The sequence below is a fragment of the Polaromonas sp. genome (assembly GCF_012927415.1).
Classification (GTDB): domain Bacteria; phylum Pseudomonadota; class Gammaproteobacteria; order Burkholderiales; family Burkholderiaceae_C; genus Polaromonas.
This window is the reverse complement of record NZ_JABBPF010000110.1, coordinates 1-12,511: the sequence shown is the minus strand read 5'-3', so window position 1 is coordinate 12,511 and position 12,511 is coordinate 1. Positions and strand designations below refer to the sequence as shown.

14 protein-coding genes are annotated in these 12,511 nt (G+C 62.4%); 8 read left to right on the top strand and 6 right to left on the bottom strand.

The window, feature by feature from the left end:
- Positions 1-90 precede the first annotated feature (90 nt).
- Positions 91-1,182, bottom strand: coding sequence for a mechanosensitive ion channel domain-containing protein (locus HHJ19_RS11025; protein ID WP_296907171.1), 1,092 nt, complete (start codon positions 1,180-1,182; stop codon positions 91-93).
- Between the two features lie 29 nt (positions 1,183-1,211).
- The gene (purT, locus tag HHJ19_RS11020) at positions 1,212-2,414 is read right to left on the bottom strand and encodes a formate-dependent phosphoribosylglycinamide formyltransferase (protein ID WP_296907169.1); all 1,203 of its coding nucleotides are present in this window, start codon (positions 2,412-2,414) and stop codon (positions 1,212-1,214) included.
- Between the two features lie 133 nt (positions 2,415-2,547).
- Here purT and HHJ19_RS11015 point away from each other — a divergent pair, with 133 nt between their 5' ends.
- The 4 genes from HHJ19_RS11015 to HHJ19_RS11000 all read left to right on the top strand — a co-directional run bounded on the left by HHJ19_RS11015 (position 2,548) and on the right by HHJ19_RS11000 (position 5,269).
- The gene (locus HHJ19_RS11015; protein ID WP_296907166.1) at positions 2,548-2,985 is read left to right on the top strand and encodes a hypothetical protein; all 438 of its coding nucleotides are present in this window, start codon (positions 2,548-2,550) and stop codon (positions 2,983-2,985) included.
- 35 nt (positions 2,986-3,020) lie between these two features.
- Positions 3,021-3,974 carry an ATP-binding cassette domain-containing protein gene (locus HHJ19_RS11010; protein WP_296907164.1) on the top strand — a complete coding sequence of 318 codons (954 nt, stop codon included), beginning with the start codon at positions 3,021-3,023 and terminating at the stop codon, positions 3,972-3,974.
- The gene (locus HHJ19_RS11005; RefSeq protein WP_296907161.1) at positions 3,974-4,789 is read left to right on the top strand and encodes an ABC transporter permease; all 816 of its coding nucleotides are present in this window, start codon (positions 3,974-3,976) and stop codon (positions 4,787-4,789) included. Before HHJ19_RS11010 ends, HHJ19_RS11005 begins: the two co-directional genes overlap by 1 nt.
- 171 nt (positions 4,790-4,960) lie before the next feature.
- A complete protein-coding gene (locus HHJ19_RS11000; RefSeq protein WP_296907158.1) occupies positions 4,961-5,269 on the top strand; it encodes a hypothetical protein in 309 nt (102 codons plus the stop codon).
- A gap of 41 nt (positions 5,270-5,310) precedes the next feature.
- On the opposite strand, the gene pcaG is transcribed toward HHJ19_RS11000, so the two are convergent.
- From pcaG to HHJ19_RS10985, 3 genes are all read right to left on the bottom strand, one after another.
- Positions 5,311-5,910 carry a protocatechuate 3,4-dioxygenase subunit alpha gene (pcaG, locus tag HHJ19_RS10995; RefSeq protein ID WP_296907155.1) on the bottom strand — a complete coding sequence of 200 codons (600 nt, stop codon included), beginning with the start codon at positions 5,908-5,910 and terminating at the stop codon, positions 5,311-5,313.
- Positions 5,911-5,928: 18 nt separating this feature from the next.
- Complete coding sequence (gene pcaH / locus HHJ19_RS10990; protein ID WP_296907154.1) at positions 5,929-6,642, bottom strand: protocatechuate 3,4-dioxygenase subunit beta; 714 nt, start codon at positions 6,640-6,642, stop codon at positions 5,929-5,931.
- Positions 6,643-6,742: 100 nt separating this feature from the next.
- Positions 6,743-7,678, bottom strand: a complete 936-nt coding sequence (locus HHJ19_RS10985; protein ID WP_296907152.1) for an SAM-dependent methyltransferase — start codon at positions 7,676-7,678, stop codon at positions 6,743-6,745.
- A 116-nt stretch (positions 7,679-7,794) separates the two neighbouring features.
- Between HHJ19_RS10985 and HHJ19_RS10980 the strand changes: the two genes are divergently transcribed.
- From HHJ19_RS10980 to HHJ19_RS10965, 4 genes are all read left to right on the top strand, one after another.
- Positions 7,795-8,238, top strand: coding sequence for a MarR family transcriptional regulator (locus HHJ19_RS10980; protein ID WP_296907150.1), 444 nt, complete (start codon positions 7,795-7,797; stop codon positions 8,236-8,238).
- Between the two features lie 76 nt (positions 8,239-8,314).
- Positions 8,315-8,734, top strand: a complete 420-nt coding sequence (locus HHJ19_RS10975; RefSeq protein ID WP_296907148.1) for an organic hydroperoxide resistance protein — start codon at positions 8,315-8,317, stop codon at positions 8,732-8,734.
- 203 nt (positions 8,735-8,937) lie between these two features.
- Positions 8,938-10,050, top strand: a complete 1,113-nt coding sequence (locus HHJ19_RS10970; RefSeq protein WP_296907146.1) for a DUF2855 family protein — start codon at positions 8,938-8,940, stop codon at positions 10,048-10,050.
- A gap of 154 nt (positions 10,051-10,204) precedes the next feature.
- Positions 10,205-11,254, top strand: coding sequence for a serine/threonine protein kinase (locus HHJ19_RS10965; RefSeq protein WP_296907144.1), 1,050 nt, complete (start codon positions 10,205-10,207; stop codon positions 11,252-11,254).
- A gap of 170 nt (positions 11,255-11,424) precedes the next feature.
- Here the strand turns inward: HHJ19_RS10965 and htpG are convergent.
- Positions 11,425-12,511 (bottom strand): molecular chaperone HtpG (gene htpG, locus HHJ19_RS10960; RefSeq protein ID WP_296907142.1); only part of this gene is annotated, 1,087 nt, incomplete at its 5' end.

The window sequence follows — 12,511 nt, the reverse complement described above, 5'->3', positions numbered from 1 at the left end:
GCGGGGCGGGCCGGGGGTCGCCCGGCCAACCCAACTCCGATGCGCTCACCCAGCGCCCGAGAAGCCACAAAGGGAAAAAAGGGAAAAAACTCAAGGAAGCGGCGGACCATCCGGCCGAACCACAGCAGACCGCTCAGCCAGCTCCGCCCGCATCAACGGCAGATGCTGCGGCCAGTCGCGCTGCATGCAATCGACCAGCGCCTCGCGTACCTTGCAGCGCAGGTCCCAGTTCAAACTGGAATTGCTGGAGGTCACGAGCAAGCGCAGCTGCATGCTGCGCTCACCCGCCTCGACCACCTGCAGCAAACACAGCCGCTTGTCCCATTCGGGCGCAGCCTCACAGGCGCGCTGGGCGGCTTCGCGCAGCGGCTCCAGCGGCATGCCGTAATCCACCCACAAAAAAACGGTGCCGGTGATCTGGGCGCTTTTGCGGGTCCAGTTCTGAAACGGGTTTTCAATAAACCATTGAAGCGGAATGATCAGTCGGCGTTCATCCCAGATTTTCAGCACCACGTAAGTGCCAGTGATTTCCTCCACCCGGCCCCATTCGTTCTGAATGATCAGCACATCGTCGATACGAAACGGCTGCGCCAGCGCGATCTGCAGCCCGGCGATCAAATTGCTGAAGATCGGCCGCGCGGCAATACCGGCCACCAGCCCCACCACGCCGGCCGAAGCCAGCAAGCTGGCGCCGATCTGGCGCGCTCCCGGAAAAGTCATCAGCATCAGGGCCAGTCCGGCCAGCATCATGATGAACATGGCGGTCCGGGCCAGCATGCGGGTTTGGGTATGAATGCGGCGCGCCTGCAGGTTGTCCTCGACATTGACCGGGTGCAGGCTGATGACACCCTGTGCTACCCCACGAGCGGCGCGCAGGCCGAGCCAGGTCAGGGCGGTCAGCAGCAGCAGGACGTTGACATGGCGCACACCGGCTATCAGCGGAAAGGTATCGGGCGCGGCTTGCCAAACGCCTTGCAGTGCAATCAGCGGCAGGAACAGCTGGGCGGGCCCCCTGCATTGCCGCGCCGCCATGTCCGCCACCGGCATGAAACGCGTCAGGCGCAGCACAACGGTCGAGCTCACGCGATGCACCAGCAGGGCCAGCAGCAGGCTGACCGCTGCCGCTACCAGGACATGCAGCGTCGAATCGTCGGCCCAGGAGATCAGCGCGGAAAGCTGCATGGGCTAGTCCACTAGCTCAATACCGGCCATCAAGCTGCCCTGGGCCTGACTTTCGACGCCGCCAGTTTGGCATTGACACGCGCCACCTCCACATCGCCATCGAAGGCCAGCGCAACGCCCATGCGGCGCTTGACGAAACTCTCGGGCTTGCCGAACAGGCGGATGTCGGTGTTAGGCACCCGCAGCGCATCGGCCACGCCGTCGAACACGATGCCTACCGCATCCACGCCGCCATAAATTACGGCGCTGGCGCCCGGGCTTTTCAGCGCGGTATTGACAGACAAGCCCAAAATTGCCCGCGCATGCAGCTCAAACTCGTTTTGCCACTGGGTGCACAGCGTCACCATGCCGGTGTCGTGCGGGCGTGGACTGACTTCGCTAAACCAGACCTCGTCACCTTTCACGAACAACTCGACGCCAAACAGGCCCTGGCCACCGAGGTTGTCGGTCACGGCCCTGGCGATTTCCCGGCTTTTTTGCAGCGCGGCCGGAGGCATCGGGTGCGGCTGCCAGCTTTCCACATAGTCACCATTAACTTGGACATGGCCAATCGGCTCGCAGAAATGCGTTTCAATTAGCCCGTCAGCACCCATAGCCCGCACCGTCAGCAGCGTGATCTCGTAGTCAAAATCAATAAACCCTTCGACGATCACCCGGCCATGGCTGACGCGACCACCGGCCATCGCGCAGTCCCACGCGGCTTTCACGTCCCGTGGCAAGGCGATCTTGCTCTGGCCCTTGCCAGATGAACTCATCACCGGCTTGACGACGCAGGGGTAACCTATTTTTGAATCAATCGCAGCCTGCAACTCGTCATGCGAATCGCAGAACACATACGGGCTGGTTGGCAGTTTTAATGTTTCTGCCGCCAGCCGCCGAATGCCTTCGCGGTCCATCGTCAGGCGGGCGGCGCGGGCCGTGGGAATCACGCGCACCGTGCCGGCCGCCTCGAGTTCCTCCAGCATGGACGTGGCAATCGCTTCGATTTCCGGCACCACCAGATCCGGCTTTTCTTTTTCGATGAGTGCCTTGAGCTGCGCTGGATCACTCATGGTAATGGTGCGCGCGTGGTGCGCCACCTGCTGGCCCGGAGCGTTGTCGTAACGGTCAACGGCAATCGTTTCCACACCCAGCCGCTGCAGCGCGATCAGCACTTCCTTGCCCAGCTCGCCCGAGCCGAGCAGCATGACTTTGGTGGCGTGGGGGGACAAAGGCGTTCCGAAGATGGTCATAAGTGCTGAAGGGTAAATAGATAAATCGTAAGTAGCAAGGAAAAAGCTTGAAAGGCGCAGAGCCGCTGAGCCGCTGGGCCGGCCAGAGAGGCTTCGCTCCGGCGCTACGCTCGACTACTGTACTTCACGGCGTTTGCGCACGACACCGCTTACCCCTGGGAGCCGCCTGCAGGTCCTGAGCCTGGCCAGGCGCCGCATCACGCTGGCTGGCACAGAACTGCAGGGTTTCGAGGTCAACGACCCCGCCAGCGACAAGAAACTGATCTTTCTCGAGCCCACGCGGCCCCTGCCGGCCGGACACGGCCCGCTCCCTTGTGCTCATGGAAGTGGGCGACGCCGTCGAGGAACGCGCCCTGCTCCGCCCGGCGCAACGGGGCGTTCAGTGGGTCGTTCGCGAAAGCGACCATCGCCATGCCGGCCTTACGCCGGGGCAGGCGCCATGCGCCGCATCCGCCAGTTGCTGACCGGCGAGCTGGGCGTGGCCCGTAGCCAGATCGCCGGCCGGGGCGACGGGGAGCCGATCGCCGTCAACCACCCGGACCACGACTACGGCGACGGCGACGACGCCTGACACAAAACCCCGCGCCCGATAGGCACAATAGCCGAATGACCCAGCCCCTATTTGAAGTCGTTGACCTGAGCAAGCGCTACGGTGACAACATCGTCGTCAACCAGTTGTCCTTTTCCATTTCGCCGGGCGAATGCCTGGGCGTGATCGGACCCAACGGCGCCGGCAAAACCACCACCATCCGCATGTGCCTGGGGCTGACCAGCCCCGACACCGGGCGCATCAGCTATTTCCCCAACGGCGCAGCCACCGGGCAGGCGCCCAGCCTAAACATGCCGCAAGACGCGCTGGCCATCAAGGAGCGGCTGGGCATTGTCAGCCAGTTCGACAGCCTGGACCCGGATTTTTCCTGTTCAGAAAACCTGCTGGTGTTCGGTCGCTATTTCGGCCTGAAGGATTCGGTCATCAAGGCGCGTATCCCCAAGCTGCTGGAGTTTGCGGCCCTGACCCACAAGGCCGACGCCAAGCTCAGCGAACTCTCCGGCGGCATGAAGCGGCGCCTGAGCCTGGCGCGTGCGCTGGTCAATGACCCGCAGCTGCTGCTGCTCGACGAACCGACCACCGGCCTGGACCCGCAGGCCCGGCATCTGATGTGGGAGCGGCTGCAGCGCCTGGTGCAACAGGGCAAATCCATTCTGCTGACCACGCATTTCATGGACGAGGCCGAGCGCCTGTGCAACCGCCTTCTGGTGCTGGACCACGGCAAGAAAATGACCGAAGGCTCGCCGCGCGACCTGATTGCGCAAAACCTGGAGCCCGACGTGGTTGAGGTATACGGCGCTGGCGCCCTGGCGCTGATGGACTCGCCGCTCAAGGCCATGGCCGCACGGGTCGAGGTGAGCGGCGAAACGCTGTTTTTCTACACCAGCGACGCCAAAGGCCTGCTAACCGCATTGAGCGACTACCCGGAGCTGCGCACCCTGCACCGCCCCGCCAACCTGGAAGACTTGTTCCTCAAACTCACCGGACGCCAGATCAGGGAGGCCGCATGATGACCGAAATCCAAACTAGCCCGCCGGCCTTGTTCAGGCCACCGCAGATCAGCTGGCGCTGGCTGCCCGTCTTCCAGCGCAACCTGCTGGTATGGCGCAAGCTGGCGGTGCCCAGCCTGGTCGGCAACATCGCCGAACCGTTGATCACGCTGGTCGCTTTTGGCTACGGGCTGGGCGCGCTGGTCGGACAGGTGCAGCTCAACGGCATCGCCGTGCCCTACATCCTGTTTCTGGCCAGCGGCTCGATTTGCATGAGCGCGATGAATGCCGCTTCGTTCGAGGCGCTGTACTCGGCTTTTTCGCGCATGAATGTGCAGCGCACCTGGGACGGGATCATGAATGCGCCGGTACGGCTCGACGACGTGGTGTTTGCCGAAATGCTCTGGGCCGCGTTCAAGTCGATGTTCACCAGCACCGTGATTCTGGCGGTCATGCTGGCGTTGGGCATCAGCCACAGCGCCATGTTGCTGCTGGCCCTGCCGCTGCTCGGCCTGGTCGGCATCGTGTTCGCCAGCATTGCGCTGATCTTCAACGCCCTGGCCAAGGGCTACGATTTTTTCACCTACTATTTCTCGCTCTTTCTCACGCCGACGATGTTCCTGAGCGGCGTGTTTTTCCCGCGCGACCAGTTGCCGGGTGTGATGCGGGTGATTTCGGACTGGCTGCCACTGACCGCCGCCGTCGAGCTGATCCGGCCACTATTCCTCGGCCAGTGGCCGGTGCAGGGCTTGCGGCATCTGGCTGTGCTGGTGGTGTATGGCGTGGCCGCGTTCTGGATCGCTTTGGCGCTAACGCGCAAGCGCTTTCGTAACTGAAGCGCTGACAGCGCATCAATTTTTTATTTCGGTCGTCTAAACGGCCCGCCATCCATTGCGCCGACGCGAGACCTGCTCGCCCAGCTTGGCGCTGAACACCAGCGTTCCCGACCCCGGGGCTGGCCGAACCGACCAGCCAGCGGGTGGTGCCCCCTCGCTTCGGCCGGGCGATTGCCCGGCCTGCTATGGGCAGAGAGCCTGCGGGGCCTGCAGTTCGGCTTTGAGGATGAGGACGATCTGGTGGCGCTGGCGGCCCATCCGGGTGCCGCGATCGAGCGGATGCAAACCCGTCCCGACACGCTTGAGCTGCCTGAAGCCCCGCAGACCAGGGCCCTGCCCGCCTTCGGTGTCAATGCGGCCCACAGCCAGCAGGGTGTCGGCCACCAGCGCCCATCAGCCGGTCGGGCTGCCCTTATCGCTTTTTCAAGCCAGACAGGGGTGTGGTCCAATAAGAATCGGCATGTCCAGCTATTTTTTTAGTAGCATGCAGGGGCCGAGCCCCAGAATTTTGTGACGCTGGATCACAGGTCGAAAAACACTGTTTCCCTGCCATGCGCGCTGTCCTGCATGTGAATGTCAAACCGGTAGACCGGCCCTGCGCCGCTTGCTTCACGCCGCGCAATCAGGGTGGCTCGCCGATCCGGCGGCAAGCTGGCCAGCAGCGCGTCGCTGCTGTTGGCCGACGCTTCGTCGTCAAAATAAATCCGGGTGAAGGTATGGGACAGCAGGCCGCGCATCGTCAGGCACACATTGATGAAAGGCGCTTCACCGGGCTGCGCCGCGCCGGGTTTCAGGGTTTCAAATGCATAGTGGTTTTGTGCCAGCATGCCGGTGCCGCATCGGCCAAAGCCGGTAAACCCAAGGGCTCGGGCATCGGCCCCGGTCCTTACGGGCTGTCCGCTGCTGTCCAGCTGGCTGATCTCGATCAGCGCGTCACCTACCGTCTGGCCCGCGCCGTCAAACACCTGCCCGGTGATGCGGATGTGCTCTCCGCGGGCATTGGGCTGCGCCAGCACCGGACTGAACAGGCTTGGCAGGTCGTAGCCATACTGGGTTGGCGTCAGGCCGTAGGCAAAGTAGGGGCCGACGGTTTGCGACGGCGTCTGCTGAAGTTTGCTCATGGTGTCTCAGGCTTCTGCTTATTCAAAGCGCGAGCCCCGGGGGCCGCGCAAGACGATGTTGAATTCATACCCCAGCGCGACGTCGGGCTCGGTCACGTCCAGGCTGAACCGGGACACCAGCAGTTCGCGCGCGTTTTCAGGCACGCCCTGGTAGATCGGGTCATAGGCCAGCAGCGGGTCACCCGGGAAATACATCTGCGTCACAAGGCGGCTGGCAAAGTAGTCGCCGAACAGTGAAAAGTGAATGTGGTTGGGCCGCCAGGCATTGGGGTGGTTGCCCCACGGGTAGGCGCCGGGCTTGATGCTATTGAAGCGGTAACGCCCCTGGTCGTCCGTCATGCAGCGGCCGGCGCCCAGGAAGTTCGGGTCCAGCGGCGCGGCGTGCTGGTCGACCTTGTGAACGTAGCGGCCGGCGGCATTGGCCTGCCAGATTTCAACCAGCGTACGCCGGACCGGCCGGCCGTCTTCATCGGTGACTCGGCCGGCGACGATGATGCGCTCGCCCAGCGGTTCACCGTTTTTGATGGCGTTTTTTGTCAGGTCGTGGTCGAACGGGCCGAGCTGCTCACTGCCGTAAACCGGCGCATTAAGCCGGGCCAGCGCCTGTTTGATGGGCAACAAAGCTCTTGCCGGCGCACGCAGCAGAGTCGATTTGTAACCGGGCGAAAGATAAGGGGAATGGCAGGCCCAATCGCGGGGAGCGAGGCTGCTGTTGGCAAGGTCTGGGTTCATCAATGTCTCCGGGTCAGCACCGGGAGCGCCGGCTGACCGGTTCCGAGGCGGGTTGGATGGGCCGGAACAGCAGAGCTGTTTCAAAACGGGTCAGGTCGGTTCAGGGCAGCACCGCAAAACGCGCGCTCAGTTCACCCAGCCCCAGCTCCTGCAGCACCTGCTGCAAGCGCGTTTGCGCGGTGCGGGTTTTGCCGGGGTTGGGCGTAGCCGGACGGCTGGCCAGAATAAGTTCGTTCTTCATCGAATGCTCCCAGCCCACCAGCTCGGTCACGGTGACCTGATAGCCGTGGGCCTCAAGCTGCAGGCAGCGCAGCACGTTGGTGATCTGGCTGCCGAATTCGCGGGTGTGCAGCGGATGGCGCCATAGCTCGGCCAACGGCGTTTTGTTCAGCGAGAGCGCGCGAAATTTCTTCAAAACGCCCGCCACTTCAGCCTGGCAGCATGGCACCAGCACCATGTGGCGCGCCTGCCTGGCCAGGCCGAAGGCAATCGCGGCGTGGGGGGCGGTGGCGCCGGCACGCAGCGCGGTAACGATGTCCACCGTGGGCGGCAGCTCGGCAGACAAAGTAGCCTGCTGCACCGATAGGTTCAAAAACGACATGCGCGAAAAGCCCAGCCGATCGGCCAGCGCGCGTGATTTTTCGACCAGCTCGGCGCGCGTTTCGATGCCGTAAATATGGCCTGCGGTTTTCCGGCCCTGGTGCGCCACGTTGAAGAACAGGTCATACAAAATAAAGCCGAGGTAGGACTTGCCGGCGCCGTGATCGGCCAGCGAAAAATCATCGCCTGCAGTCGACACTTCTTCGAGCAGCGGCTCGATGAACTGGTACAGGTGATAGACCTGCTTGAGTTTGCGCCGCGTGTCCTGGTTGAGCTTGCCCTCGCGCGTCAGGATGTGCAGCTCCTTGAGCAGCCCGATCGACTGGCCAGGCCGGAGTTCTTCAATCAGCGGTCCGGGTTTTTCGGCTTGCGCTTTGGACGGTTCTGCCGCCTTGCGCAAGGACTTGCCGGGAGGGGGAGTACTGGATTTTTGCATGCCCCTGCAGTTTAGTACCCACGCTTGCCGCCTGATGACGCTGCTTCGCAAATGCCTTCCCGACACAGGCCGAAGATTAGATTGCACACAATTTAATTGTTCGATATAATTCGTTCATGAAACAAGCCAACGCCGACGCGATGCTGCAACTGGACAACCAGCTCTGTTTTGCCCTTTATTCCACCTCGCTGGCCATGACCCGGCTGTACAAGCCGCTGCTGGACGAATTGGGACTGACCTACCCGCAGTACCTTGCCCTTCTGGTGCTGTGGGAGCAGGACGGCCTGACGGTATCGGAACTGGGTGAGCGGCTTTTCCTCGATTCGGGCACGCTCACGCCGCTGCTCAAACGCATGGAGGCCGCCAGCCTGCTGTCGCGCCTGCGAGACGTGGCCGACGAGCGCCGCGTGCACATCACGCTGACAGCTGCCGGCCGCCAGCTCAAGTCCAAGGCTGAAAAAATTCCTGGCTGCATTTTGAGCGCCACGCAGTGCTCGATTCCCGAGCTGCTGGCGCTGACGCAGCAAATGCAGACCCTGCGCCAGCGGCTGGCCGGCTAAAACCTGACGCATTCCTCCCTTCTCCCGACTTTTCAACCCAGCCTCCATCCCGAGGTCTTTTCTTAAAGGCAAAACCATGACCACCCAACTCGAAAAAGTGCTGTACACAGCCCACGCCCACACCACTGGTGGCCGCGACGGCCAGTCCAAAACCGATGACGGCCGCCTGAGCGTCACCCTGAGCTCGCCCGGCACCGCCGGTACCGGAACCAACCCCGAGCAGCTTTTTGCCGCCGGCTACTCGGCCTGTTTCATCGGTGCCATCAAGGCGGTGGCCGGCATGAAAAAGATCAGCGTTCCCGAGGGCACCAGCATTGACGCCAGCGTTGACCTGGGCAAGATTCCCGCCGGCTACGGCATCGCCGTGCGCCTTGACATCACGCTGCCCGGCATGGACCGCGCCTCCGCTCAGGAGCTGGTGGATGCCGCCCACGAGGTCTGCCCCTACTCCAACGCCACGCGCGGCAACATTGATGTCACCATCACGCTGAAATAAAGCGCCCCCACGGTTCGCTCGCCAAGCGTAGCTTTCTGCCCCCCGAGGGGGCTGTGCTGGCTTGGGACGGCCCGGCGCTGCGCACCTGGTCGGCCGTCATGCCGGCCCATCCGGTAGGCCATGACCCGGGCATTCCGGCGAACTGTCGCCAAAGTGGCCCGCCGGTGTTGAACTGGCGGGCCGCTTGCTTTATGGTGCGAATGATGAATCCCGCTTCTTGCACCAATCATTTTCAGGTCCGAAAAGATCGGCTGGGCGACACGCGCTGGCTCAGCACCCAAAACTTGCCCCTGGTGCAGGGGCAGGTACGCCTGTGCATCGAATCGTTTGCCTTGACGGCGAACAACATCACGTACGCGGCCTTCGGCGAGACGATGAATTACTGGCAGTTTTTTCCCACCGGTGAAGCCGGCTGGGGCTGCATTCCGGTCTGGGGTTTTGCGACCGTGACGCAATCATTGTGCGAAGGTATTGCCGTCGGCGAAAAGTTTTACGGCTACTACCCCATGGCCAGCCAGCAGGTCTTGCAACCGCAGCGCGTAACGCCAGCCGGTTTTGTCGACGGCGCCGCGCACCGGCTAGGCCTGCCCGCCGTCTACAACCAGTACCTGCGCTGCAGCCAGGACCCGTTCTACGCGGCGACGACCGAAGACGTGCAGTCGCTGCTGCGCCCGCTCTTCATCACGTCTTTCCTGATTGATGATTTTCTGGCCGACAACCATTTCTTCGGAGCGCAGGAAGGTACCCTGCTGCTGTCCAGCGCGTCCAGCAAAACGGCCTATGGCACGGCCTTTCAGCTGGCGCAGCGGGCAGGCATCAAGCGGGTCGGGTTGACCTCGCCGGGCAATGTGGCTTTTTGCAAAAGCCTGGGGCTTTACAGCCGCGTGCTGACTTATGACCAGCTCGACCAGCTACCAGCCGATTCAGCCTGTGTTTATATCGACTTCGCCGGCAACGCCGAGCTGCGCCAGCGTATCCACAAGCGCTTCAGCCAGCTCAAATACGACTGCTCGATTGGCGGCACGCATGTGGATCAGCTTGCCGCCAAAGGCAGCACGAGGGAGCTGCCCGGCCCGCGGCCGACCCTGTTTTTTGCCCCCGCGCAAATAAAAAAACGCAGCGCCGAATGGGGCGCCCAGGCTTTTAACCAGCAGCTGGTGCACGCCTGGCAGGCCTTCATCCGCAAGGCCGGCCAGCCGCCTGCACCCTGGCTGATCGTCCAGCGGCATTCGGGCCAGGCGTCGCTGAAGGCCGCATACGAGAAAATCCTGAGTGGCGGCGGTGACCCGCGCATTGGCCATGTCCTCCAGCCATGAAGTCTGAAACTTGCTATTTATTTGGTAGCAATGAATGACCGTAAGTATTGGACCCAATGCTGTTTTCGCCTTTGATTTTACAATTTCTGCAATCATGGCCGGAGATAGGCGAACCAGCACATGCAAAGCCGCAAATCTGGGTTGACAATGAGGCATGACAGAACATAACAAGGCCGCTCCGGCGCATCATGCCGTCCATGCCTACGAGGCCCTCACCCCGGTTGTGGTGCTGGACGCGCTGACCAGCGTCGGGCTCGCTGGCGATGGCCGGTTGATGGCTCTTTCCAGCTATGAAAACCGGGTTTACCAGGTCCACCTTGAGAGCCTGGTCGGCAGCGCCGATCTGGCCGGGGACATCGTCGTGGTCAAGTTTTACCGCCCCGACCGCTGGAGCGACGCGCAGATCCTCGAAGAACACGAATTTGCCACCGAATTGATGGCCGCCGAAATTCCCGTGGTGGGGGCCCTGGTGTTGAACGGCACCACCCTGCACCATTTCGACGGTTTCAGCTTCAGCGTCTCGCCCAGTCGCGGTGGCCGCCGGCCGGAACTCGACAACTTCGAGGTGCTGGAATGGATAGGCCGGTTTCTGGCGCGCATCCACACCGTCGGTGCGGCCAGGTCATTCACGCAGCGCCCCGCGCTGAACCTGCAAACCTTTGGCACCGCCTCGCGTGATGTCTTGCTGGCGGGCGGTTATCTGCCGCTGGACATGGAATCACGCTGGCGCAAGGCGTTTGAAGAAGCCATACAGGTCGCGCAGGGTGTTTTTGACGGCGCCAGCCATGTCCAGCAGTTGCGCCTGCACGGTGATTGCCACCCCGGCAACATTTTGTGGACGCCCGAGGGCTTGCCACTGGCAGGACCGCATTTTGTCGACCTGGACGATGCCAGGACCGGTCCGGCGGTACAGGATTTGTGGATGCTGCTGTCAGGCGACCGGATGCAGCAGACCCGGCAATTGGGCGCGCTGGTCGATGGCTACGACGAGTTTGGCGAATTCGACCGGCGCGAGCTTGCACTGATCGAGCCGCTGCGCACGCTGCGTCTGGTGCACTACAGCGCCTGGCTGGCGCAGCGCTGGCACGACCCGATTTTTCCGATCAACTTCCCGTGGTTTGGCTCAAGTGACTACTGGCAAGGACAGGTCGACATGCTGGTGGAGCAGACCGAGGCGATGCAGGCGGCGCCGCTGGTCTGCTAGAGATACAGCCCCAACCGATCTCGATCCATTGGCTGACTGCGCAACTCAAGCGCTGTCAGGGCCTGACTTCCGGGATGGAACGGGCGCGGTGGGTCAGGTCACCGGCCGACCGGGCCTTAAACAGGAAAGGCCCCGAAGGGCCGATCATTTATCTTGCAAGGCGCGCAGCCTTAGGCCAGCAGCGCGTTCACGCGTTTCACGTAAGCCGCCGGGTCTGCCGGCAAACCACCTTCAGCCAGCAGCGCCTGGTCAAACAGGATGTGGGCCAGGTCATCAAAGCTGGCCGACTCGGCGCTGGCTTCAAGCTTCTTGACCAGCGGATGCTGGGCGTTTACTTCCAGAATGGGCTTGACTTCGGGAACCGGCTGCCCGGCCTGCTTGAGCATGCGGGCCAGCTGCGTGGACATGTCGCCGTCCTGCACCACCAGACAGGCCGGTGAATCGACCAGCCGGCTGGTCGCGCGCACATCCGCGGCCTTGTCCTTCAGCGCCTCCTTGAGCTTGTCCAGAATGGGTTTGAACTGGGTCTGCGCTTCCTCGGCCGCTTTTTTCTCGTCCTCGTCCTGCAGCTTGCCCAGATCAACCGCGCCCTTGGCGACCGACTGCAGCGGCGTGCCGTCGAACTCGTGCAGGTAGTTCAGCGCCCACTCATCGACGCGGTCGGCCATGAGTAGCACTTCAATACCCTTCTTGCGGAATATCTCCAGCTGCGGGCTGCTCTTGGCGGCGGCCAGCGTGTCGGCAGTGATGTAATAAATCGCGTCCTGGCCTTCTTTCATGCGCGCTTTGTAATCGGCAAAGCTGACGCTGGTGGTGTCCGTTGTCGAGCTGGCAAAACGCAGCAGCTTTGCCAGACGCTCGCGGTTGGCAAAGTCTTCGCCCAGGCCCTCCTTGAGCACGGCGCCAAATTCGGCGTAAAAAATCGTGAACTTGTCGGGCTCGTTGGCGGCCAGGTCTTCAATCATCGACAGCACGCGGCGGGTGTTGCCTTCGCGAATAGCCTTTACGGCGCGGCTTTCCTGCAGCAATTCACGCGACACATTAAGCGGCAGATCGGACGAATCGACCACGCCCTTCACAAAGCGCAGATAGGTCGGCAGCAGCGCCTGGGCGTCGTCCATGATGAAGACACGCTTCACGTAGAGCTTGACCCCCGCCGCCTTGTCGCGGTTGAACATGTCCATCGGCGCCTTGGACGGGATGAACAGCAGCTGCGTGTACTCCGTGGCACCTTCAACGCGGTTGTGCGTGGTGGCC